This window comes from Labilithrix sp. (genome assembly GCA_019637155.1).
GTDB lineage: Bacteria > Myxococcota_A > Polyangia > Polyangiales > Polyangiaceae > Labilithrix.
Genome location: JAHBWE010000006.1, coordinates 211,092 through 233,109, shown reverse-complemented (window position 1 = coordinate 233,109; position 22,018 = coordinate 211,092). Strand labels below are relative to the sequence as shown.

Below are 22,018 nucleotides of genomic sequence, written 5' to 3'. Positions count from 1 at the left end.
CGTAGTCTCGCTCAGCGGCCCGCCGCGATGACGGCGTCGAGGGACCACGCGATCTCCTGCGCCTTGAAGCCTTCGCGGACGGCGACGTCGACGACCTCTTGCAAACGCGCGTCCGCCTCGGCCGGGGTCAGCGAGCCGTTGGCGGCCTCGCGCTCGCCGAGGAATCGCGCGAGCTCTTCGTAGCGCTCCTGCGTGAGCCAGAAGACGCCGTTCGCCTCGTGCACGTTCATGAGCTGACGACCGCGCTTCGTGCCGAGCGCGAGCCGCAGCGACGACGCGAGCGACGACGACGGCAGCGTCGCGCCGAGGATCACGATCGCGGCGCGACGGCGCGCCTCGTCTTCGCCGGCGATCGTCGCGAACCCCGCGACGACCGGGTTCGCGAGCTGCCACTCGGCGATGAGCCCCTCCCGCGTCGCCGACGACGGCGGCACGGGCGCTTGCAACGCCGCCGGCGACGACGGCTTCTTCGACTCGGACGTCGCCTCGGCGTGCGGCGCGCCGACCGCCGCGCTCGCTTCGGCCGCCGCTTCCGGCGGCTCCACCGCGCCGACCGCGGTGCTCGCCTCGGCCGCCGCTTCCGGCGGCTCCACCGCGCCGACCGCCGCGCTCGTCTCCGCCGCCGCTTCGGTGGGCTCCACCGCGCCGACCGCCGTGCTCGCCTCGTTCGAGAGCGCGCCCGCGCCGACGGCGGCGGCGGTGACGCTCGCCGCCTCCGCGATCGGCTCGACCTCGGCCGGGAGCTCCGGCGCCGATCTCTCCGCCTCGAGGTCCGGGAGCGTCTCGGCTGCGGACGCCGACGCGGGCGGGACCTCGTCCACGATCGCAGGCTCCTCGAGCGCCGGCTGCGACTCGAGGAGCTTCCGCGACGAGTCGAGGAGACGCCGCGACGAGATCGGGAACTTCGGCCGCGACGGATCGGGCCGGATCGGCAGCGGCAGCGGCGCGGGAAGGTACATCGCGATCGCCACCGCGCGGTCCGCCTCCGCGAGGAGCTCGATCGCCGCCTCGACGTGGATCGCCGCGAGGAGCATGTCGACGTGCATCACCGTCGCGGCGCGCTCGCTCGCCGGCAGCGCTTGGTCGTCCGGCGGGACCTTCGCGCGCGCGAAGGCGTGGAGCTTCGCGAAGCGATCGCCGGCGGCCTGGAGCGCGGCGGCGCGATCGAGCGTGACGTCGCGACCGGCGCGGCGGGAGAGCATCCACTCGAGGCCGTCCGCGAAGTGACCGAGCTTCTCCTCGATCGACGCGCGCGCGGCGGCGTCGTCCGGCGCGTCGAGCTGCGCCGCGAGGTAGCCGGTGTGGCCCTTGCCGCACGCTTCGCGCAGCGGCGCGTGGAGGGGGCGGAGGTAGAGCTCGCGCGCGGCGAAGTCGACGTCGGGCACGCCCTCGCCGTTCAGCTCGAGCGCGAGCCGATCGTAGGGGAGATCGAGCGAGGCCTCGACCTGCCGGAAGTCCGAGAGCACGTGGTACTCGTACGGCCCGAGCTGCCACGGGATGCCGTTCACGACGAGGTCGGCGACGCTGTAGAGGTACTCGAGGCCGTGCGGGACGTCGCGGACGACGAGCCACTCTCCGGCCGTCGGATCGACGCCGAGCTCGTTCGCGAGGTGCTCGCGGTGGGTGCTCCGCTTGATGAGGCCGCGCGTCATCTTCTGGCGGTTGTGGAAGATGACGAGCGCGCGCGCGGCGCCGGCGCCGTTCGAGTACGCGAAGACGTCCTCGTCGACGACGCCGCCGACGTCGAAGTCGTAGATCGCGAAGTGGTCGACGCCGCTGAACATCCAGCGACGATGGAGGAGCGGGAAGATCTCCTTCTCGTGCCGCGCGACGAGGTGGCCGTTGATCCACTCGTCGAACTTCGCGCGCGCGTACTCCATCCCGTACTTCTCGCGGAAGCCCTCGATCTGGCCGTGGCCGATCATCGGGAGGCCGGGCAGCGTCGCCATCATCGCGCAGACGCCGAAGTACTTGTCCCCGTCACCGAACTGCGAGATCGCGGTGTCCTCGTCCGGGTTGTTCATGAAGTTGACGAAGCGCTTCAGGATCTCCGGATCGAAGTCGAGGACGTTCGTGATCGTCTCGCGGTACTTCTGGTTCTCCTCCCGCTTGAGCATGTTCATGAAGGCGGAGTTGTAGACACGGTGCATCCCGAGCGTGCGGACGAAGTAGCCCTCCATCATCCAGAACGCCTCCGCGAGGAGGAGCGTGTCCGGCGCGCGCTGGGCGCAGGTGTCCACGACCTCGCGCCAGAACTCGATCGGGATCGCGGCGTCGAACTCCTCCTCCGTCATGGAGTAGTCCGCGCGCGACGGGATCGCCCCCGCCCCCTGCCCCGGGAGCGGGAACCAGAGCCGCTGGACGTGCTTCTTCGCGAGCGTCATCGCCGCGTCGAAGCGGATGATCGGGAACATGCCCGCGACGTGGAGGATCGTCTCGATGACCGCGCGCCGGACCTCCGGGTTCGTGTAGTCGAGCTGGGCGGTGTCGTTCCACGGCATGCTCGTGCCGTCGTTGCCGTGGTAGATGAAGCGCTCCTCGCCGGTGTGGCGGTCGACGCGCCGGAACGTCACCGCCGCGTCGGTCATGCTCCAGTAGCCGTCCTCGATCTGGACCGACGCGCGCGGATCGCTCGAGAGGTCGGGGCCGCCGTAGCGGTAGTTCGGGTACGGCGGGCGCTTCGCCTGGAGGAACCAGTCGGGGTGGTTCATCACCCACTGGCCGTCGACGCCGACGTGGTTCGGGACCATGTCCGCCGCGAGGCGGACGCCGCGCACCCACGCGCGATCGCGGAGGTTCCGCCACGCCGGCACGCCGCCGAGCTCGTGCGCGATGTCGTAGCCGTAGAGCGAGTACGCGCTCGCGAGCGCCTCCGTGTCGCCGCGCATCTGCTTGACGCGACGCGACGCGTTCGATCGCTCGAAGAGGCCGATGAGCCAGAGGCCGGTGATGCCGCGCGCGCGGAGGATGTCGAGCTCCTCGTCGGGGATCTGGTCGAGGCGGCGGATCTCGCGCTCGTACTTCTTCGAGAGCTGATCGAGCCAGACGTAGACGCTCTTCGCGATGAGGACGACCTGGGGCATCCAGTTCAGGTCGGGGCTGAACTGCGCCTTCTCTTCGCCCTTCCTCCCGAAGCGCATCGCCTCGAGCAGCGGCTCGCCCGGACCGGGGCCGCCCTTCGTGAACCAGCGGCCTTCGTCCTTCTTCAGGTCCTCGACGCCGCCGCGCTTCTGGAACGACGGGTGGTCCGACATCCCGAGCGTCTCGGTCCACTCCTGGTCGACCCAGTCGAGCTGCTCCCAGATGCTGCCGTGGCCGCCGGGCTCGAGCAGGAGCTCCAGCAGCGTCTCGCCGTTCGGTCCGAAGGCGGGCTCCGTCTCGAAGAACTGCCGCGCGGCGCCGATGAACGTGCGGTACCGGAGGCCGAGCCCCGCGTCGCCGACGACGTCCGCGATCGGCGCGTACGCCTCGTTCTGGCTCGTCACCCACAAGAGGAGGAGCTCCTCGTCGATCTCGGTGCGGATGTCGGGGCCCGCGCGCTCGAGCCAGCGCGCCGGCGTGTAGTCGTTCTCGCGCTTGAAGCCGCGGTAGACGATCGGCGGCGGGAACGCGGCGACGAAGTCGACGAGGACCACCTTCGCCTGCTCGCCCATCGCCGCGTCGAGCACCTTCATCAGGCGCGTGAAGCTGTCGGGGAAGCGGACGCGGTAGCGCTCGATGACGGCGTGCATCATCTCGTGGAGGAGCGACAGCGCCGCGAGCTCGGAGGCCTGGAGCGTCTGCTTGGCGCCGGGGCGGCGGTTCAGACGATCGGCGAAGACGCGCGCGGCGGCGTGGGTCCGGAGGACGATGTCGCCGCGGCGGGGCGCGAAGAAGCCGTCGTCCTCGTGGGAGGACAGGAAGGCATCTCGCGCCGTGCGCCTTGCATGCATGGTCCCACAATTAGCGCCATGGCGACCTCTCCAAAAGCAACATCGACGGATGGGGAAATTTGCCGGTGGAACTTTCCCTCCGCGGCTCTGTCTCCGTCAGCGAGGTGTTCGCCGCAGCTTCGGATTCTCCTTCTGACCTCTGGAGCGAAGAGGACTTTGCACTCGAACCCGAACCTAGTTCACCATGGCCCGACGTGGCGCTCCCGGACGAGCTCGAAGCGAAGCTGATCGAGCGCCTCGTCGCGCGCGACGAGCGTGCGTTCAACGAGCTCGTGAGCACCTACGGGCGGCGCGTCTCCGCGCTCGTCCTCCGCATGCTCGGGAACAAAGCGGAGGCGGAGGACCTCACGCAGGAGGTCTTCGTCCAGGTCTTCAAGGCGATCTCCACGTTCCGCGGCGAGTCGAAGCTGTCGACGTGGATCTACCGCATCGCGGTCAACCTCTGTAAGAACCGCACGAAGTACCTCCGCGTGCGTCACGCCGGCGAGCAGGACGAGCTCGAGGCGATCGCGGAGCGCGTGCCGCTCGGCGAGGCGCGGCGCGCGAACGTCGCCGTCATCGAGCGCCCCGACGAGGCGCTCGGCGGCAAGCAGGTCGAGAAGATCGTCCAGGACGCGATCCAGAAGATCGATCCGACGTTCCGCGAGTGCCTCATCCTCCGCGACGTGGAGGAGCTCAGCTACGAGGAGATCGAGCAGATCACGGGCCTCGCGGCTGGTACAGTCAAGAGCAGGATCTTCCGCGCGCGCGCGCAGTTGAAAGAGATGGTCGAGAAGGAGCTCGGCGAGAAGGTCGGATGAGCAGCGAAGCGGAAGATCGGGACCTGACGGAGGAGGAGCTCGCCGCGCTCGAGGCCGAGGAGGGCGCGGGCGCGATGTCGTCGCTCCTCAAGCGCTCGCTCGCGAAGGTCGACGACGACCTCCCGGCGCCGTCGAAGGACGCGGAGCTCCTCGCGTCGGTGCAGCGGAAGCTCCGCAAGCGCTCGAAGGGCAAGTTCTACGGCGACGGCTGGAGCACGTCGCAGGCGAAGATCAGCTACGTCCTCGTCGCGGGCGTGATGTTGGTCACGATCGTCGCGGTCTACCTCGCGCTCGGCCCGACGGGGTTCAGCCTCCGCTGAGCCTTGGTGGACTGTCGTCCACGAAGTCGGAGGCGCGCAGCGATCACGGGCAGTTCCGGCGATCCACCGAACGGCACGCGCGGTGCTGCGTCGGCGGGTGGAGGCCGTCGATGAAGAAGCTCGCCTGGTGGATGCATGTCCTCGTTCTCGCCGTCTTCGCGCTGGGGTGCGCGCCGGAGGAGGAGGACGCGGCCGGCGTGGACGAGGGCAGGTACGAGACCGCGGGCGGGGCGCTCGCCCTCGTGCGGAGCTCGGGCGACGGACGCATCTGGACGACGATCGGCAAGGCGCCGGACGGGATGGTGGAGGAGGCGCGCTTTTCGATCCGAGCGACGGGAGAGATCGCGCTCTTCGCGTGCTGGACGAGCGGAGGTCTGATGCCGTCGCACGATCCGTCGTGCGAAGGGCACGCGCGCCTCGGCGTCCTCGGATACCTGAACGCGGCCGCAGGTGTTCCTCTCTACCGATGCCGCGGCAGTCGCTATCCGTCCGGCGTCTATCATTTCCCGTCGACCGACGCGCGCTGCCACGGGCGGACGCTCGAGGGCCTCCTCGGCTACGTCGACGGCGCGGCGGAGCATCGGGCCGCCGCGTACCTCGAGATGCCGACCTGGAGCACGGGCGAGGGCGAAGGCTCGCCCGGCGGGATCGGCGGAGGGGACGGCGCGGGCGGCGGGATGGGCGCCGGCGGGAGCCTCTGAAGACAGGCGAGGGATCCACGGAGCCCCGAGGCCGCGTATAGTCGTCGACCGATGACGCGACGTGCGATGGGACCAGCGTTGGTGCTGGCGTGCTCGCTCGTCGCCGGCCGCGCGGGGGCCGCGCCGAGCGTGGCCCAGTGCCTCGACAGCTCGGAGCAGGGGCAGGCGATGCGCGACGCGAACAAGCTCCTGCGCGCGCGCGAGCTCCTCTCGACGTGCGCGTCGGCGAGCTGCCCGGGCCCGGTCCGCGCGAGCTGCGGGCAGTGGCTCAAGTCCGTCCGCGAGCGAACGCCGTCCGTCATCGTCGCGGTCCGCGCCGCCGACGATGCTCGCGACTTGACCGACGCCTCCTACCGCGTCGACGACGGCGCCGCCGAGCGCGTGTCCGGTCAGCCGCGCGAGCTCGATCCCGGCGTGCACGCGTTCCACGTCCGTGCGCCGGGGCACAAGGAGGCCGAGCAGTCGGTCGTCGTGAACCTCGGCGAGAAGAACCGCCTCGTCGTCGTGAGCCTCGCGCCGTCCGGGGAGACGACGCCCGCGTCCGCGGCCGCGGCCGCGGACGCGGAGAAGCCGCCTGCGCTCGCGCCGCTCGGGCCTGTTCCCGCGCCGCCGTCTTCTTCCGGCTTCCCGCGCGTCCCGGTCGCGATCGGGCTCGGCGCGGTCGCGCTCGGGACGCTCGGCACGTCGATCTTCCTCGGCCTCGACGCGCGCGGCGATCTCGCCGACCTCCGCTCGTCGGCGTGCGGAGCCGCGGGCACGTGCGGAGACGGCGCGACGGACGGCATCCGCACGCGCCTCGTCGTCGCGGACGTCCTCCTCGGCACGTCGATCGTCGCGGCCGCGGCGGCCGTCTGGCTCTGGCTCTCTGCGCCCGGGCGCTGAGCGGCTCACTTGCGAAAGCACTCGCGCTTCCAGATCGTGCGCCCCTCTTCGTTGATGTAGTAGGGCGGCGTGCACCCCTTCGTGTTCTTGCGCGGGCGACCGCGCGGGGCTTTGTGATCGGCGCTCGCGCTCATGCTCGCGGTCGGGCTCGCGGCGATCGGCGGCTCGTCCGGTGCGTCGTCGATGTCGGGCCCGGGCGACTCGGCCGACGGCTCGGGCGTCGCGCCGGACGGTGGTGGGACCGCGACGGATGGCTCGGTCGCCGCGACGGACGGCGGCGGGGCGGTGACCGGCCGCGCGGGCCGCATCGTGGCCCACACCGCGGCCGCGCTGCCGAGGAAGAAGAGCGCAACGCCGGCGCCGATCACCGCCGACACCCTCCCGCGCGATCGCGCGCTCGCATCAGCGACGCGCGCAGGCACGAGCGGCGGCACGAAGACAGGCCCCGACTCGCGCGCATCCGGCGCCACCGACGGACGCGCGTGCGCGGGGCCCAACGCGTGCGCGAGCCCGGCCCCTGAAGCGTGCGCAGGCGAGGGGCCTGACGCATGCGCGAGCCCGGGGCCCGACGCGTGCGCGGGCGCGGAGCCTGACGCGTGGGCGGGTGGATCGAGTGGGAGGGTTACGGGGGCGCCTTCGGCGAAGATGTTCGAGCGGGCGATCGCCTCGAGCATCGTGCCGATCTCGGAGCGGCGGCGCACGAGCGAGTCGTGCATCTGCGCTTCGATGAACGCGGCGAGCTCCTCTTGCGTCGCAGGGGGCGCCGCGGCGGCGAGCGCGTCGATCATCTGCTGCGCGTCGGCGTATCGCCGGCCCGCGTCGTGCTCGAGCGCGGTCATCACGACGGCGTCGAGCGCGCGGACGTCGGGACGGCCCTGCGTCGACGGCGGCTTGATCTTGCCGAGCAGCACCGCGGCGAGGATCTCGCCCTCGGAGCCCTGGAACATCGGGCGCCCGACCAGCATCTCCCAGAGCACGACGCCGACCGCGTAGACGTCGGACGCGCGCGTCGCCTCTCCATGCACCTGCTCCGGCGAGAGGTACGCGAGCTTGCCCTTCATCGCGCCCGTCTCCGTCGTCTTCTGGAGACGACCGCGCGCATAGGCGACGCCGAAGTCGGCGACCTTCGCGACGCCGCGCTCGTGGAGCAAGACGTTCGCCGGCGATACGTCGCGATGCACGATGTCGAGCGGCTGGCCGGTGAGATCGACCGCCTCGTGCGCGGCGTGGAGACCGGCGAGGACCTGCGCGACGATCACCGAGGCGATCGCAGGCGGCGCCTTCACGTTGCGGGCGCGCAGCGTGCGGAGCAGCTCGCCGAGCGAGACGCCCGGCACGTACTCGAGCGCGAGCATCGACTCGCCGTCGCTCACGATGACGTCGAGCGTCGCGACGACGTTCGCGTGGCGCACGCGCCCTGCGATGCGCGCCTCGTCCGACAACATCGCGGCGAAGTTCGCGTCGGTGAGCTCGGCGCGGACACGCTTCAGCGCGACGGGACGGAGCGAGCCGTCCTCCTCTTCCATCGCGCCGTAGTAGACGGAGGCCATCCCTCCGCTCGCGAGCGGCGCGTACATCACGTACTTACCGAACCGCCGCATCACCGACGCCGGCGACGACTCGCGCGCAGGCGCCGTCGCGACGACAGCCTCGTCCGACGCCGAAACGAGCGTGCCACTCTCCACGTCGCTCGACGACGCGCCCGCGTGGTTGGCGGAATCACGCACGCTCGCGCCACGCCCCGCGTCCGCGTGGTTGGAGGAGTCGCGCGCGCCCGCGCTACGGCGCGGAGGTGTCGCGATGGCGAGCTCGTTCGTCACCGACTCGGCCTGCTGTCGGCTCGACCGAAGCCCCGGCGACGCGAGCGTCGGCTCGACGCGCGGCGGTGGAGAGCGCTCGGGCGCACGTCCGCCCGGCGATGCGAGTGTCCCGGGCGCACCTGGCTCTGCGCGGCGCCGGCCCTCCGGCGAGCGTCGGGCGGGGGTGAGGCCGAAGGGGGCGAGGGCGCTCGCGAGATCGGTGACGCTCGCGAAGCGCTCGTCTGGGCGCTTTGCGAGGCAGCGGCGCGCGATGCGCGACAGCTCGGCCGGCACCCCCGGCCGCAGATCGTGGAGCGATGGTGGCTCCTGCGTCAGGACCGCGTTCATGATCGCGGAGAGGCGCTCGCCTTCGAACGGCGACTGCTTCGTCACGAGCTCGTAGAGGATCACGCCGAGCGCCCAGATGTCGGCGCGCGCGTCGGCCTCGCGCCCCGCGAGCTGCTCCGGCGACATGTAGCGCGGCGTACCGATCAGCTCGGATGGCTTCGTCAGCGCGTCGGCGCTCGCGATCTTGCAGACCCCGAAGTCGAGGACCTTCACGAGCGGACGGCCGTCGGCCCCGCTCGTGAGGAACAGGTTCGCGGGCTTGAGATCGCGATGGACGATCCCGGCGCCATGAGCCTCGACGAGCCCCGCGCACGTCTGGAGCACGAGGTCGACCGCCTGCCCCACGTCGAGCACGTCGCTCGACGCGATGACGCGCGCGAGGTCCTCCCCCTCGAGTAGCTCGGTGACGAGGTACGGGCGACCGTCCGCGGACGTGCCCGCGTCGATCACGCGCGCGACGTGCTCGCTGCGGAGACGGGACGCGGCCTCACCTTCGCGCAGGAAGCGCGCGACGAGCGTGGGCTCGGCCTCCGTCGTCGCGTGCAGCATCTTGACCGCGACGCGCTCTCCCCCTCGAACGTCGACCGCGCCGACCACGACGCCGTGCCCGCCGTCGCCGAGGACCGACTCGACGCGGTACCGGCCGGCGATGACCTCGCCCGCGCGCACCGATCCATGGTTCGACTGCGACAGGCTCATCGGCGATTCAGAGATCGTGCTTCTTCAACAGACGGTGAACGTAGCTCCGATCGAGGCCCGCCGCCTCCGCGAGCGCCCCGACGTCGGCGCGGCCCAGACGCGCGATGAGGCTCTTCAGGTACTCGCGCTCGAGGTGATCGCTCCAGCGCTCGCGCAGGACCTTGAACGGGACGTCGGCCGCGACCGGCGGGAGATCGCCCGCGACCGTCGCTACCGAGGTCGAGATCGACGTCGACGTCGACGTCGCCGCCGGCGGCGCGATCGAGCCGCCCGTCGCGAGGCCGCGCGTCATCGCCCACGCGCGATCGGGTCCGACCGCGATCGCCCGCTCGGTGAAGGCGCGGAGCTCGCGGACGTTGCCGCGCCACGGGCATCGCTCCATCTCCGCGACGATCTCGGGCCGGACGTGGATCGCGCGCGAGGCGAGGAAGTGCTCGAGGAGGAGCCCGACGTCGCTCGGTCGATCGCGGAGCGGAGGCACGAAGGCGGGCAGCACCGCGAGGCGGAAGTAGACGTCCTCGCGGAAGCTGCCGTTCGCGACCATCGCGCGGAGGTCGCGGTGCGTCGCGGAGACGAAGCGCACGTCGACCGGGCGATGCTGCGCCTCGCCGAGGCGGCGCACGGTGAGGGACTCGAGGACGCGGAGCAGCTTCGGCTGCATCGAGAGCGGCAGCTCGCCGATCTCGTCGAGGAACACCGTGCCGCCGTCGGCCGACTCGAAGGCGCCCGCGCGCGACGCGGCCGCGCCGGTGAACGCGCCCTTCACGTGGCCGAAGAGCTCGCCTTCGAGGAGCGCCTCCGGGAGCGCGCCGCAGTCGACGACGATGAACGGGCCCTCCGATCGCCGCGACGACTCGTGGATCGCGCGCGCGACGAGCTCCTTGCCGGTCCCGGTCTCGCCCTGGATCAGGACGGGCGAGTCGGTGCGCGCGAAGTCGGCGAGCATGAAGAAGAGCTCCCGCATCGACTCCGAGCGCGCGACGAGCGGACCGAGGCGCTCGTACGGCCAGAGCGCGGTCTTCGCGGCGTCGGGCGCGAAGGAGACCGAGATCGTCGTCGCGCCGACGCGGAGCTGCGAGCCGGCGCCGAGGCGCGCGCTCTGAACGAACACGCCGTCGACCCAGGTGCCGTTCGTGCTCCCGAGGTCGCGCACCCAGACGTGACCGTCGCGCAGCTCGAGCTCGGCGTGGAGGCGCGACACCGCGGGATCGTGCACGCGGAGCTGCACGTGCGGCGACGACCCGAGGAGCACGCGCCCCGCGCCGATGCCCTCGCGATGGGCGCCGGACGCGTCCGTCCACGCGACGACGGGCTTCTGCCGCACCGCGAACGTGCTGAGCGCCAGCTTCTGCTGGACGTCGGTGGCGGCGCCCTCGGCTTCTCGACTGCTCACGATCGCCCAGCATCGTAACGGCTCCCCTCGCACCGGTGCTAGAATCGCGGTCGATGTCACGCGCCCGGGCCGCGTTCGCCCTCATCGCCGCCGCGTCGATCGTCGGCTGCTGGACGCTGACGACCGATCTCGATCTTTCGCCGTCGAGCCCCGCGCCCGGTCGCGACGGCGCGCGCCCACCCGGCGACGACGACGACGATGACGGCGGCAGCGGCGGGCCGCGCGACGCGACGACGTCCGAGACGAGCGTGCCGCCGGTCGAGCGACCGTTCTGCGCCGCCGCCGGCACCGCGCGCTTCAAGCAGTGCTTCGACTACGACGGCGTGGACGCCGGGAGCCTGCTGCTCTTGTCGTTCGGGCGGGTGACGACCAAGCTCGCGACCGACGACTCGCGCTCGGCGCCTGCCTCGCTCGCGTTCTCGTACCCGAACCTCGGCGGAGAGTCCGCCGGCGCCGAGCACGAGGTCGAGATCGCCGTCGCGCCCAAGCGCGTCCGCCTCCTCTTCGACGTGCGCGTCGCGATCGAGGCAGGGACCGCTCCGGAGTACCTGCACCTCGGCGGCTTCCTCCGCGACGACGTCTACGCCTACCTCCGCTACGACGTCAAAAACAAGTTCATCGATCTCAACGAGCAGGACCAGCGGCCGACCCCGCTCCAAAATAGCGTGCCCAAGGGTCGCGTCGACGTGGACCTCACGACGTGGAAGCGGCTCGAGCTCATCGTCGACTTCGAGAAGGGCAAGCTCTCCGCGCGCGCCGAAGGCGGAGGCGGCTCGGGCGAGCTCACGCTCGAGAGGACGCACAACGCGCCCGGCCGCGGCTACGTCGGCAACCGCTTCGTCGACGATACGACGGCGCCGTTCGTGATCCGTTTCGACGACTTCGTCGTTCTCGCCGACTGAGCCGAGGGCTAGTCGTCCGCGTCCGCGTCCGCGTCTTCTTCTACGCCCGCGTCCGATGCCTGTGCCGCGCGGGCGGCGGCCCGGGCCTTGTCGGCCTCGATCTGGGCCGTCATCTCGGCGATTTTCCGCTGGGTCTCCTGCAGTATTGCCCACCGCTCGGCGCGCTGGCGTTGCGTGTCTTCCGCGACCTGCCGAAAGATGTCCTGAGCCTGCTGCTGATCGGCCCTCTGCATCTCGAGGATCCTCTCGTTATGGTCGAGCATGCTGGACTCGGTCGAGCCGGTCTCTTCGGGTTCGGGCTCCGGAGCGGAGCAAGCACCGAGGAGCGTGACGGTGAGGAGGAGCGGAACGATCTTCATCGTGCTCGATCCTCTCAGGCGCCGGCTTCGCAGCGACGAGGGTGGGAGTACTGGCAGAACATGCCGCCACCGCACTCGAAGTCGTACTGGCACTCGTCGACGGGCTCGGGAGGAGGCGCGATGCCGGCCGCGTCCTCGACCCAGCCGAGGAGCCCCTCCATCACGTGACCCTCGCAGCCCGGATCGGTCGTGATGAAGTGATCGCCCCCGGCGTTGCAGCGGTAGAGCGGCTGGCGCGTGCCCTGCGCGTTCTGGTCCGCGTAGCCGACGAAGCCCTGCTGCACCTGCCCCTCGCAGTTCGGGTCGAGCGAGAGGAAGTTGTGGCGCTGGAAGCCACACGCGAAGAGGGCGCGCTGGCCATGGAGGCGGATCGTGTAGCGGACCTCGGGCGTGAAGTACCTCGGCGCCTGGCGGACCGAGGCCCAGTGCCCGTGGCCCGGGCGGAAGCTGCGGATGAGCGTGATCTTGTCCGCCGTCCCCGGGTCCGCGGTGACGTGCGACTCGGTCGATCCCATCTCTTCCTCTTCGGCTGTCGGGGCGGCGCATCCCCACACGATCGAGGAGAGGGCGAGAGCGAGGGAGAGCGTCAGACCGGTCTTCGTGTTGTCGTTCATGCAGGTCGATAAAGCAGCGAGCGTGCCGGCGAGGTGGATCACGCCAACTCGTGGAGACCATGGAGGATGCGGGTCGTGGCGCGGGCTTCGTGGACGACAGTCCACCACGGGGCCTCGCGTCCTCGCCTGTCGTCCGCGGACCTCGCGCGCGGGGCCCGCGGTTCTCGCGGAGGAGCCGCGCGGCATACGCCGTGCGTCCGGCGACGAGCATGACGAAGCTCTCGACGGTGCTGGCGGCGCTCCTCATGATGACCGGCTGCGCGGCGGACGCGAACGACGACGCTCCTCCGACGCTCGCGCGCGCCGGCGACGACACGCCGCCGTCCCGCGGCGTGCTCAGGCCGGAGGAAGCGGGCGAGCTCATCGTCGACCCGAACGACGGGATCGCCAAACCCGTCACGCCCGCACCTCCGCCGGCGACGACGACGACGACGACGGAAGAGACGGAAGAGACGAGGCCCGAGGCGGAAGAGCCCGCGCCCCCACCCGCCGAGCCGCCGCCTCCTCCTCCGCCTCCGCCGCCGTTCGCGATCGCCTCCGCGAACGGGCTCCACACGATCGTCGAAGGAGCCTCCGACCACTGCTCGAGCAACGGCGCGCCGCTGACCTTCTCGTTCACGAACCAGCGCGCGGGATCGGTCACGCTCTATTGGGTCGACCACGCGTGCTCGCTCCGGTCCTGGGCGACGGTCGCGCCCGGGCAGACCGTCTCGCAGAGCACCTTCACGACGCACCGCTGGCGCATCGCCGACGCGACGAGCTCGCACGACTTCGTCCTCGACACCCCCGGCGCGCACTACACGATCACGACGCGCTGAACGCGATCTCCGTCCAGAGCGTGCGCGGACCGGTGAGGAGGCTCGTCCCCGTGTTCAGCGCGTCGGCGGGGCAGGTCCACGGCTCGAGGCAGACGTAGTCCTTGCCCGCCACCGTCCACACGACCCAGCGCGTGTACTCCGGCGAGCCGCGCACCTCGACGCGGCCGGCGGGCAGCTCGAGCACCGCCGTAGACGAGCCGTGATCGACGAGGTGGAGGTCGACCTCCTTCGCCGTCAGATCGATCGGACCGCCGAGCGCGATCTCCTCCTTCTTCACGTTGTCCCACGCGCGCGTGGCCGGCGTCGCGATGCGGGCGCGCGCCTTGTCCGCTTGCGGCACGAAGAAGTACGGATGGAAGCCCACGCCGTAAGGACCGGCGGTCTCGATCGACTGCTCGATGCGGAGGGTGGTGCCCGTGAGCGCATAGCGAAAGCGGAGCGTGAACGCGTGCGGGTACGTCGCCATCGTCGCGTCGTTCGACGTCGCGACGAGCGTGACCGCGCTCTCGCGCGCGTCCTCCGCCTTCCACGCCGCGTTCCGCGCGAACCCGTGCTGTCCCATCGACAGGTCCCCCCAGCGATCGCCCTCGAGCTTGCCCGGCGAAGGGAACAGCACCGGGTTGCCGCCGCGCACGTTCTTGCTCCGGTCGCGGAGCGTGTCGTCGTCGAGGTAGAACACCGCGCGCTCGCCGGCGAAGAAGCGCGTCGCCATCCCGCCGCGCGCGGGCGCGAGGTACACCGTCGCGCCGTCCGACGTGAGGAGCGTGTCTTCGAGAGGCGTCGCGGTCGGGAGCATGGCGCCGAGTCTAGGTCACTCGTTCGGACCGCACGTGCGCTTCTTCGCCTCCTCCTTGAAGTTGCCCGCGGCGTCGAGGTGGATGACGCGCGACTCCTCCTCCGTCGTCCCGTGATCGCCGCACGCGTAGTCGATGACCTTCAGCGAGCCGGGGACGTCCATCGTCCGGATCCGGTCCCACTCCTTCTTCAGGAGCGCGGGGCCGAAGAGGTGGAGCTTCGGGTTCTTCTTCGTGAGCCCGACGAGCCGCACGTACGACGTGTGCCCGCACGCCCCGCCGACGCCGATGCGAAACGCGAGCTCGGTCGCGCGACCGTCGTGATCGTAGTCGGCGATCTCCATCGCGTCGAAGACCGGTCGCTTCTTGATCTCGGCGAGCGAGAGCGCGTCGCCGGGGGGATCGTCCTTGTCCGGGATCCAGTGCTGGAGCTCCGGATCGCCCTCCATGTGCTTGCGGAAGACGAAGACGTCCTCCGGCTCGTCGGGCCGCATGCGCGCGAGCTCGAGATCGCCCCTCTCGCCGTACGCGAAGCTCCAGCACGGACACGTCGACCAGTCTTTGTCGACGCACGACGGCGTCGGCTTCCCGCGCCAGCGCAGCACCCAGGTCTCTTCGACGCCGTCGACCATCACCGTGCGGAGCTGCCGGACGTAGAGGCGCGCATCGCCGTCGGCGACCGGCGGCGCGGACGCGGACGAGGACGAGGACGAGGACGAGGACGACGCCATGCCGGTCGGCGGCGGCTTCGGCTCGGGCGCGTGCGCCGACGCGCTCGCCGAGACCGAGACGACGGGCGCCGGCGCGATGTCGACGCCGGTCGTCTCCGTGGGTTTGCGACAGCCGAGGGCGACGAGCAGCAGCAGGGGGACGGACCGCTTCATGTGCGCCGTATGGTACGCTCGCGGCGTGGGGTGGTTGCCCGCCAAAGGCGACGTGGTGCTCGGAAAATACCGCGTCACCCGCCAGCTCGGACGTGGCGGCATGGGCGTCGTGTACGAGGCGGTCAACGTCGCGACCGACGGCCGGGTCGCGCTGAAGCTGATGAGCCCGGGCGCCGAGGACGCGGCGGAGCGCATCTCGCGCATGGAGCGCGAGGCGCGGGCGGCGGCGCGGCTGCGGAGCCGCTTCGTCGCGCGGGTCCTCGACTTCGACGCCGCCGGCGGAGCGCCGGTGATGGTGATGGAGCTCCTCGAGGGCCACGACCTCAGCGCGGAGATGCGTCAAGCCGAGCTGCGTCAGGCCGGCCTCCGCTGCGAGGACGCCGTCTCCTACGTCATCCAGGCGTGCGCCGGCATCGCGGAGGCGCACGCCGCCGGCATCATCCATCGCGATCTCAAGCCGGGGAACCTCTTCCTCGATCGCAGCAACCCGGCGAGCCCGATGATCCGCGTGCTCGACTTCGGCCTCTCGAAGCTCCTCGATCACGACAACACGTCCGAGCTCACCTCGCCGAGCGAGGCGATCGGCACGCTCTCGTACATGTCGCCGGAGCAGATGCGCGCGTCGAAGCACGTCGACGCGCGGGCCGACGTCTGGTCGCTCGGCGTCATCCTCTTTCGTCTGCTCACCGGCTCGCTGCCGGCGGAGGGCCGCGGCCTCGACCTCGCCGCGCGCGTCCTCGACGACAAGCCGCTCCCGAACGTGGACCGCCGCGACGTCCCGCGCGACCTCTCCGCCGTCGTCGCCCGCGCGCTCGAGAAGAACGCGGCGAAGCGCTTCCCCGACGCGCGCGCGCTCGGTCGCGCGCTCGTCCCGTTCGTCGCCGAGCCGTCGCCGATGACGAAGCTCGCGATCGACGAGCTCGCCGTCGTCCCCTCCGCGCGCGACGTCGCGCCGAGCACGCCCGCGGCGGTGAGCGACGAGTCGTCGACGAACACCGTCGTCACCGCCGACACGATCGCCGATCGGACCGAGACGACGCGCGCTTGGAACGCGAGGCCGCGCTCCCGGCGCGTGACGGACGTATGGCGCGATCGGCGCGCCCCGCTCATCGCGACCGGCGTCCTCGTCGTCGCGACGCTCGCGCTCGCAATGTCGCTCGGGCCGAAGAAGACGCCGCGCGCGGAGCCCGCCGTGCTCGCCCCCGCCGCTCCGCCGCAGCGGGCCGCGATTCCGCCCGTGCTCGTCCCCGCGGCTTCCCCGCCGCCGGCCGTGACCGCGATCGCGATTCCCACCGTGCTCCCCGCCGCGAAAGACGCCGCGGCGCCGCCCGCCGCGCCGGCCACGGCCTCCACCCGCCCGCGCGCGAGGCCACCGAGGCCGACCAACAGGTACGATGAGAATCCGACTCGCCTTTAGCGTCGCCGCGGCGTGTGTGGTGCTCACGCTCGCGCCCGCCGCGCGCGCCGACGCCGCCGCGTTGAAGCAGGCGGGCGACGAGGCGTTCGACGCGCGCCGGCTCGACGAGGCCGCGCGATCGTACGAGGCGTCGTGGAGCGAGAAGCACGATCCGAGCGTGCTCTACAACCTCGCGCGCACGTACGAGGCGATGGGCCGCCACGCCGACGCGCTCGATCGCCTCCAGCGCTTCTCCGACACCGCGCCGTTCGAGCTCCGCAAGCGCGTGCCGCGGCTCGACGGCATGCTCGCCGTCTACCGCACGCGCGTCGCGACGCTCGAGATCCACTCGAACGTCGCCGGCGCGCGCGTGATCGTGGGCAGCACGATCGTCGGGACGACGACGGACGAGCCGTCGACGATCAAGGTCAACGCCGGCGCGGCGACGATCGAGATCTCGAAGGAGGGGTTTCGCAGCTGGACGCAAGAGATCGCGCTCGAGGGCGGACGCGTGAACGAGGTCCACGCGACGCTCGAGCCGAAGGCGGAGCCGCGGCGCGTCGTCGTGAGCCCGCGCGCGCCGTCGGCCCCGGCGGCGGAGGCCGGCCCGGTGTACACGCGCTGGTGGTTCTGGGTCGGCGCCGGCGCGGTGGTCGCCGCCGCCGGCGTCGCGGTCTTCGTCGCGCTCACGACGGAGCGAACGCCGGCGGACGGCACGTTGGGGACGATCGTGGCGCCGCTGGTGACCTTCTGATGCGCGCGCTCGGAGGGATCTTCCTCGCCGGCGCGCTCGCGATCCCGCACGCCTGCGCGTCGGCGACAACGATCACGATCTACGTCGGGACCACGCCGGAGCTCTGCGAGGATGGCGCTCTGCGGCTCAATCAAGTCGGCATCGCCGTCGCGAAACGGAGAGAGATCGACGATCCCGCGAGCTCACCGCTGCAGAGGTTCGCCCGCGGATGCCAGGACGCGCGGACGGGCTTCGTCGCGTCGCTCGTGATCGTGCCGAACGAGGACCGGAGCGCGGAGGTCGCGATCCGCGTCGTCGCCGGGCTCGACGGCAACTCGGCGAACGCCTGCGACGCCGAGGACGGTCAGCCGCCGATCAACTGCGTCGTCACGAAGCGTCTCGTCCGCTTCGTCGAAGGGCACGACGTCCCGGTCACGGTCCTCCTCGAACCCGAGTGTGTCGGGATCTCGTGCCCGATGGGCCTCGTCTGCATCCGCGGAGCGACGTGCGCTCCGCCGGAGGCGATCCCGATCACGCTCGACGAGCCCGACGCCTCCAGCGTTCGCGACGCGTCCGCCGCCGCGATCCCCGCGTGCGTGCAGAAGGGCGGCAAGGTCCTGACGAACCCCCCGACCTGCAGCACGAGCTTCGCGAAGGACGTGTTGCCCGCGCTCTCGCTTGGCGGCTGCCAGGACACCCGCTGCCACGGGAGCGCCACGCCGCCGCCGCTCTTTCTGCCGAACGACGCCGCGAAGACCTACGCCGCGATGGTGCAGCTCGTGACCTCGAACGGCCTCCCGCTCATCAGCCCCTGCTCCGTCGATCCGGCCGCGTCGTCGCTCGACGACGTCGTCAATCCCGATCGCAAGCCGGACAACCTCATGCCGCCCATCGTCGGCCTCAAGGGCTCCGCGAGCACGGTCGAGGCCTGGCTCGCGTGCGGCTCGCCCGACAACTGAGCGATCAGCTGCCGTCGTCGATGTAGCGCGCGAGGATGACGGTGATGTTGTCGGGCCCGCCGTTCTGGTTCGCGTGCTCGATCATCTTCGACGCCGTCATCTTCAGGTCGCCGCCGTAGCGCGTGACGATCTCGAGCATCTGCGGATCCTCGACCGGGCCGGAGAGGCCGTCGGAGCAGAGGAGGTAGACGTCGTTCGCGCGCGGGGACTCGAAGCGCGTGTCGACCTTCACCGTGTCCTTCATCCCGAGCGCGCGGACGATGACGTTCTTGTGCGGGAAGTTCGCGATCTCCTCCGCCGTGAGCCGCTTCATCTTGATGTAGTCGTTGAGGAGCGAGTGGTCCTCGGTCAGCTGCTCGATCTTCCCGTCGCGGAAGCGGTAGCTGCGCGAGTCGCCCACGTGCGCGACGTACACGCCGTCCTCCACCGCGAAGAGCACCACGATCGTCGTGCCCATGCCGCGCTTGCCGGAGTCGCGCTGCGCGGTCTCGTAGATGCGGAGGTTCGCGAGCTTGATGCCGGTGATGAGCCGGTTCTCCTCGTAGCCCTTCGAGCGGTCCATCTTGTACGGCCAGGTCCGCTCCGGGTCCTGCGCCGTGGCGGCGAAGAACTCCTTCAGCGAGTCGACCGCCATCTTGCTCGCGACCTCACCCGAGGCGTGACCGCCCATCCCGTCCGCGACGATGTAGAGGCCGCTCTCCTCGATGATCGAGAAGTTGTCCTCGTTGTGCGTCCGCTTCATGCCGACGTTCGTCTCGCCAGCCACCTCGATGCGCAGTCCCACGGTGTACGGATCCAACAGGGGTCGCGCTCCCCTGTCAAACAAGATCCGAGAGTTACGGCGCGGCGCGCAAGGTCACGGCGACCTCACGGAATTTCCCGGCGCTGAACACGAGAAGCTTGACCGTCTGGCCGATCGATCGTTTGGCGATCGCCTCCGCGAGCTGCTCGGGCGTCTCCACCGGCGAGCCCTCGACCGCCACGATCGTATCCGGACTGTCTCCCGTGGGCTTGAGGCCCGCCTTCTCCGCGGGGGAGCCGGGGGCGACGCCCATGACGCGGACCCCCTTCACGTTCCCGTTCTCGCTCGGGACCCCGCCGAGGCCGAGCCAGGGCGCGGGCTGGACCGCGGTCGTCGGCGTCTTCATGAGGAAGCCGCGGAGCGCGGGGACCGGCGCGCCGATCGTGATCGGGGTGCAGGCCGGCGCCTTCGCCTTCGGATCGGGTTTCTCGGGCTTTTCGGGGGCGGCGTCCTTGCACGCGCGGACGAGGACGCCGACGACCTTGCCGTCCGGGTTGATGAGCGGCGCGCCCGGCACGCTGGGGAGGCCCTTCAAATCGAGGTCGAGCACGTTGTTGAGCGCGTCGCCGTCCTTCGCGTGCGCCTCCGCGCGGCCCTTGATCGCGACGAGGTTCGCGCCCATCTTCCCGGCCTTCGGGAGGAAGGCCTTGATGTCGACGCCGCTCGGATCCGCGTCGGTGGGCATGAGGCCGTCGGTCCATTTGCCGGTCTGCGGGATGAGGAGCGCGAGGTCCCAGGCCTTGTCCTTGTGGCCGACCTTCGCCTTGACGACGCTGTTGTCCGCGTAGCGGATCTCGGGTACCTCGACGCCGCCGAGCGCGGAGAGCGACGTGAGCACGCGGCCGTCCTTCGAGAGCACGGTGCCGATCGCCATCGGACGTCCTTGCTGCTCGACCTGGACGACGCCGCGCCGGATCTGCGTGAGGTCCAGCGTTCCGCCGGACGGGGCGGCGGCCGGCGCTTCGCCCGCGTTCGCGTTCGCGCCCGGGAGCGAGGGGAGCGGAGCGGCGGAGGCGACGGAGGAGGAGAGGAGGCCGGCGAGGACCAGGAGCTGCGACGCGCGCATGGGGTACCCGAAAATCTAGCACTCCGCGTGCCGCCCGCCGCACGGCCAGGCTTGACCCCGAAAGCCCGAGGTGGGAAACACGTCCGCATGGGCGAAACGCACGGAAATGCGACGGATCCGAACGAGCCGAAGACCCCGCTCTGGCTGACGGCCCTCGGCGGCGTGCTGTTCCTCGCCGCGGGCCTCGCGTGGGCGCTCTACACGCCGGATCCGCCGGCAAACGCCGATGGAAACACCGAGGCGGCGGCGACGGCCGACGCCGGCGCGGCAAAGAAGTAGAGGAACGGGGACTGTGACCGGCGCTTCATAGCCGCGACGTGAAGATCATGACCACGACGAGCGGCGGCCTCGCCCGCACCGATGCGACCGGAAAGGTCGAGATGATCCCCGAGCTCCTGACCTGGAGCTCCTCCATCGTCCCGGACCGAAGCTTCACGCGCGAGGACATCCTCGGCAGCGCGGCCCACGTGACGATGCTCCGGAAGGTCGGGCTCCTCGAGGCGGACGACGCCCGGAAGCTCCGCGGCGCGCTCCTCGAGCTCTACGACCGCGCGGCCAAGAACGAATTGCACCTCTCGGACGGCGAAGAAGACGTCCACATGGCGATCGAGAGCCTCCTCACGGAGAAGCTCGGCGAGGTCGGGAAACGCTTGCATACTGCACGTTCCCGGAACGATCAGGTCGCGCTCGACCTCCGGCTCCACGTCCGCGATCAGGCCGCGCGCACGCTCGCCGATCTCGCCGCGCTCGTGACGGAGCTCGCGGAGCGCGCGTCGAAGGAGAAGGACGTCATCCTCCCCGCGTACACGCATCGCCAGCGCGCGATGCCGGTGAGCGCGGCGTTCCTCCTCGGGGCGTGGTCGATGCAGCTCCTCCGCGCGGGGGACGCGCTCGTCGCCGCGCTCCGGCGCGCGAACGAGTCGCCGCTCGGCGCGGGCGCGTGCTCGGGCACGTCGCTGCCGATCGACCGCCGCGTCGTCGCGGAGCTCCTCGCGTTCGGCTCGATCACGGAGAACGCGCTCGACACGGTCGGCGACCGCGACTTCGCGCTCGACTGGACCTGGGCGGGGGCGCGCGTCCTCCTCGCGCTCTCGCGCCTCTCGACCGACGTGATCGATTTCACGACGAGCGAGTTCGCGTTCCTCACGATCGGCGACGCGGTCGCGGCGGGCTCGAGCATGATGCCGCAGAAGAAGAACCCGGACATGTTCGAGCTCGTCCGCGGAAAGACCGCGCGCGGCGTCGGCAACCTCACCCACATGATGACGCTGGTGAAGGGCCTCTCCGCCGGCTACGCGCGCGACATGCAGGACGATCGCGACGCGGTGCTCTCGACCGGCCCGCTCGTCCGCGGCGCGATCCAGACGGTGCGCCTCGCGTTCCCGCACCTCACGTTCAATCCGGAGCGCTGCCTCGCCGCGGTCTCCGACGGCTCCACCCAGGCGACCGACGTCGCCGAGGCGCTCGTGCGGAAGGGCATCCCCTTCCGCGAGGCCTACAAAGCGACCGGCGCATTCGTGCATATTGCACGCACCCGCGGCGTCCCGCTCCGCGACCTCTCCCTCGACGACGCGCGCACGGCGCACCCGGCCTTCGACGCCGACGTGCTCGCCGCGCTCGATCCGAAGAAGGCCGTCGCGGCCAAGAAGAGCCTCGGCGGCACCGCGCCCGAGCGCGTCGAGGAGCAGCTCGCGCACGTCCGCGCCGCCGCCGCCGACCTCGCGTCGCAGGCCGCGACGGTGCCGACGCTCGACGAGCTGCGGGCCCGCGTCGGCGCGGCGGAGATCTGACTCTTCCGCTCCAGCACGGGCAGCCGG

The 22,018-nt window shown here is 71.3% G+C and carries 20 protein-coding genes; 11 read left to right on the top strand and 9 right to left on the bottom strand.

The annotated features are described in order from the left end of the window. Positions 1-11: 11 nt before the first annotated feature. The gene (locus KF837_14415; GenBank protein ID MBX3228510.1) at positions 12-3,932 is read right to left on the bottom strand and encodes a hypothetical protein; all 3,921 of its coding nucleotides are present in this window, start codon (positions 3,930-3,932) and stop codon (positions 12-14) included. Positions 3,933-3,973: 41 nt separating this feature from the next. Here KF837_14415 and KF837_14410 point away from each other — a divergent pair, with 41 nt between their 5' ends. From KF837_14410 to KF837_14395, 4 genes are all read left to right on the top strand, one after another. Further along, positions 3,974-4,732 (top strand): sigma-70 family RNA polymerase sigma factor, encoded by a 759-nt coding sequence (locus tag KF837_14410; GenBank protein MBX3228509.1) that lies wholly within the window; start codon positions 3,974-3,976, stop codon positions 4,730-4,732. Continuing rightward, on the top strand, positions 4,729-5,052 hold the full coding sequence (locus KF837_14405; protein ID MBX3228508.1) for a hypothetical protein: 324 nt from the start codon (positions 4,729-4,731) through the stop codon (positions 5,050-5,052). Before KF837_14410 ends, KF837_14405 begins: the two co-directional genes overlap by 4 nt. A 110-nt stretch (positions 5,053-5,162) precedes the next feature. After that, positions 5,163-5,753, top strand: coding sequence for a hypothetical protein (locus tag KF837_14400; protein MBX3228507.1), 591 nt, complete (start codon positions 5,163-5,165; stop codon positions 5,751-5,753). Positions 5,754-5,804: 51 nt separating this feature from the next. Further along, entirely contained in the window at positions 5,805-6,635 is an 831-nt protein-coding gene (locus KF837_14395; GenBank protein ID MBX3228506.1) for a hypothetical protein, read from the top strand. 5 nt (positions 6,636-6,640) lie between these two features. Here KF837_14395 and KF837_14390 read toward each other — a convergent pair whose 3' ends face one another. Then, on the bottom strand, positions 6,641-9,481 hold the full coding sequence (locus KF837_14390; protein ID MBX3228505.1) for a protein kinase: 2,841 nt from the start codon (positions 9,479-9,481) through the stop codon (positions 6,641-6,643). A gap of 7 nt (positions 9,482-9,488) precedes the next feature. Further along, a complete protein-coding gene (locus KF837_14385) occupies positions 9,489-10,874 on the bottom strand; it encodes a sigma 54-interacting transcriptional regulator (protein MBX3228504.1) in 1,386 nt (461 codons plus the stop codon). Between the two features lie 53 nt (positions 10,875-10,927). Here KF837_14385 and KF837_14380 point away from each other — a divergent pair, with 53 nt between their 5' ends. Then, entirely contained in the window at positions 10,928-11,776 is an 849-nt protein-coding gene (locus tag KF837_14380; protein ID MBX3228503.1) for a hypothetical protein, read from the top strand. A gap of 8 nt (positions 11,777-11,784) precedes the next feature. Here the strand turns inward: KF837_14380 and KF837_14375 are convergent, their stop codons facing one another. After that, the gene (locus KF837_14375; protein MBX3228502.1) at positions 11,785-12,135 is read right to left on the bottom strand and encodes a hypothetical protein; all 351 of its coding nucleotides are present in this window, start codon (positions 12,133-12,135) and stop codon (positions 11,785-11,787) included. 14 nt (positions 12,136-12,149) lie between these two features. Next, positions 12,150-12,749 (bottom strand): hypothetical protein, encoded by a 600-nt coding sequence (locus KF837_14370; GenBank protein MBX3228501.1) that lies wholly within the window; start codon positions 12,747-12,749, stop codon positions 12,150-12,152. Positions 12,750-12,958: 209 nt separating this feature from the next. Here KF837_14370 and KF837_14365 point away from each other — a divergent pair, with 209 nt between their 5' ends. Then, positions 12,959-13,567 (top strand): hypothetical protein, encoded by a 609-nt coding sequence (locus tag KF837_14365; GenBank protein ID MBX3228500.1) that lies wholly within the window; start codon positions 12,959-12,961, stop codon positions 13,565-13,567. On the opposite strand, the gene KF837_14360 is transcribed toward KF837_14365, so the two are convergent. Both KF837_14360 and KF837_14355 read right to left on the bottom strand, forming a co-directional pair. Further along, on the bottom strand, positions 13,554-14,363 hold the full coding sequence (locus tag KF837_14360) for a galactose mutarotase (GenBank protein MBX3228499.1): 810 nt from the start codon (positions 14,361-14,363) through the stop codon (positions 13,554-13,556). The two genes, KF837_14365 and KF837_14360, sit on opposite strands and share 14 nt — an antisense overlap. Positions 14,364-14,378: 15 nt before the next feature. Further along, the gene (locus tag KF837_14355) at positions 14,379-15,245 is read right to left on the bottom strand and encodes a hypothetical protein (GenBank protein ID MBX3228498.1); all 867 of its coding nucleotides are present in this window, start codon (positions 15,243-15,245) and stop codon (positions 14,379-14,381) included. Between the two features lie 25 nt (positions 15,246-15,270). On the opposite strand from KF837_14355, the gene KF837_14350 reads away from it, so the two are divergent. The 3 genes from KF837_14350 to KF837_14340 are packed head-to-tail and all read left to right on the top strand — an operon-like array spanning position 15,271 to position 18,333. Continuing rightward, a complete protein-coding gene (locus KF837_14350; GenBank protein MBX3228497.1) occupies positions 15,271-16,662 on the top strand; it encodes a serine/threonine protein kinase in 1,392 nt (463 codons plus the stop codon). After that, positions 16,640-17,395 carry a PEGA domain-containing protein gene (locus KF837_14345; protein ID MBX3228496.1) on the top strand — a complete coding sequence of 252 codons (756 nt, stop codon included), beginning with the start codon at positions 16,640-16,642 and terminating at the stop codon, positions 17,393-17,395. Before KF837_14350 ends, KF837_14345 begins: the two co-directional genes overlap by 23 nt. Further along, positions 17,395-18,333 carry a hypothetical protein gene (locus KF837_14340; protein ID MBX3228495.1) on the top strand — a complete coding sequence of 313 codons (939 nt, stop codon included), beginning with the start codon at positions 17,395-17,397 and terminating at the stop codon, positions 18,331-18,333. The genes KF837_14345 and KF837_14340 overlap by 1 nt, the downstream gene beginning before the upstream one ends. A gap of 4 nt (positions 18,334-18,337) precedes the next feature. Here the strand turns inward: KF837_14340 and KF837_14335 are convergent, their stop codons facing one another. Both KF837_14335 and KF837_14330 read right to left on the bottom strand, forming a co-directional pair. Beyond that, positions 18,338-19,111 (bottom strand): Stp1/IreP family PP2C-type Ser/Thr phosphatase, encoded by a 774-nt coding sequence (locus KF837_14335; protein MBX3228494.1) that lies wholly within the window; start codon positions 19,109-19,111, stop codon positions 18,338-18,340. A gap of 58 nt (positions 19,112-19,169) precedes the next feature. Further along, complete coding sequence (locus KF837_14330; protein MBX3228493.1) at positions 19,170-20,201, bottom strand: PDZ domain-containing protein; 1,032 nt, start codon at positions 20,199-20,201, stop codon at positions 19,170-19,172. An 87-nt stretch (positions 20,202-20,288) separates the two neighbouring features. Between KF837_14330 and KF837_14325 the strand changes: the two genes are divergently transcribed. Together KF837_14325 and argH are read left to right on the top strand one after the other, a co-directional pair. Then, positions 20,289-20,480: a hypothetical protein gene (locus KF837_14325; GenBank protein ID MBX3228492.1), complete on the top strand. Its 192-nt coding sequence runs from the start codon at positions 20,289-20,291 to the stop codon at positions 20,478-20,480. Positions 20,481-20,518: 38 nt separating this feature from the next. After that, positions 20,519-21,991, top strand: coding sequence for an argininosuccinate lyase (gene argH / locus KF837_14320; protein MBX3228491.1), 1,473 nt, complete (start codon positions 20,519-20,521; stop codon positions 21,989-21,991). Positions 21,992-22,018 lie beyond the last annotated feature (27 nt).

Coding starts and splice junctions, on each gene's coding strand:
- KF837_14370 (MBX3228501.1), bottom strand. CDS start 12,749: ATGAACGACAACACGAAGACCGGTCTGACGCTCTCCCTCGCTCTCGCC.
- KF837_14345 (MBX3228496.1), top strand. CDS start 16,640: ATGAGAATCCGACTCGCCTTTAGCGTCGCCGCGGCGTGTGTGGTGCTC.
- KF837_14380 (MBX3228503.1), top strand. CDS start 10,928: ATGTCACGCGCCCGGGCCGCGTTCGCCCTCATCGCCGCCGCGTCGATC.
- KF837_14395 (MBX3228506.1), top strand. CDS start 5,805: ATGACGCGACGTGCGATGGGACCAGCGTTGGTGCTGGCGTGCTCGCTC.
- KF837_14360 (MBX3228499.1), bottom strand. CDS start 14,363: ATGCTCCCGACCGCGACGCCTCTCGAAGACACGCTCCTCACGTCGGAC.
- KF837_14330 (MBX3228493.1), bottom strand. CDS start 20,201: ATGCGCGCGTCGCAGCTCCTGGTCCTCGCCGGCCTCCTCTCCTCCTCC.
- KF837_14365 (MBX3228500.1), top strand. CDS start 12,959: ATGACGAAGCTCTCGACGGTGCTGGCGGCGCTCCTCATGATGACCGGC.
- KF837_14390 (MBX3228505.1), bottom strand. CDS start 9,481: ATGAGCCTGTCGCAGTCGAACCATGGATCGGTGCGCGCGGGCGAGGTC.
- KF837_14325 (MBX3228492.1), top strand. CDS start 20,289: ATGGGCGAAACGCACGGAAATGCGACGGATCCGAACGAGCCGAAGACC.
- KF837_14415 (MBX3228510.1), bottom strand. CDS start 3,932: ATGCATGCAAGGCGCACGGCGCGAGATGCCTTCCTGTCCTCCCACGAG.
- KF837_14340 (MBX3228495.1), top strand. CDS start 17,395: ATGCGCGCGCTCGGAGGGATCTTCCTCGCCGGCGCGCTCGCGATCCCG.
- KF837_14355 (MBX3228498.1), bottom strand. CDS start 15,245: ATGAAGCGGTCCGTCCCCCTGCTGCTGCTCGTCGCCCTCGGCTGTCGC.
- KF837_14375 (MBX3228502.1), bottom strand. CDS start 12,135: ATGAAGATCGTTCCGCTCCTCCTCACCGTCACGCTCCTCGGTGCTTGC.
- KF837_14400 (MBX3228507.1), top strand. CDS start 5,163: ATGAAGAAGCTCGCCTGGTGGATGCATGTCCTCGTTCTCGCCGTCTTC.
- KF837_14405 (MBX3228508.1), top strand. CDS start 4,729: ATGAGCAGCGAAGCGGAAGATCGGGACCTGACGGAGGAGGAGCTCGCC.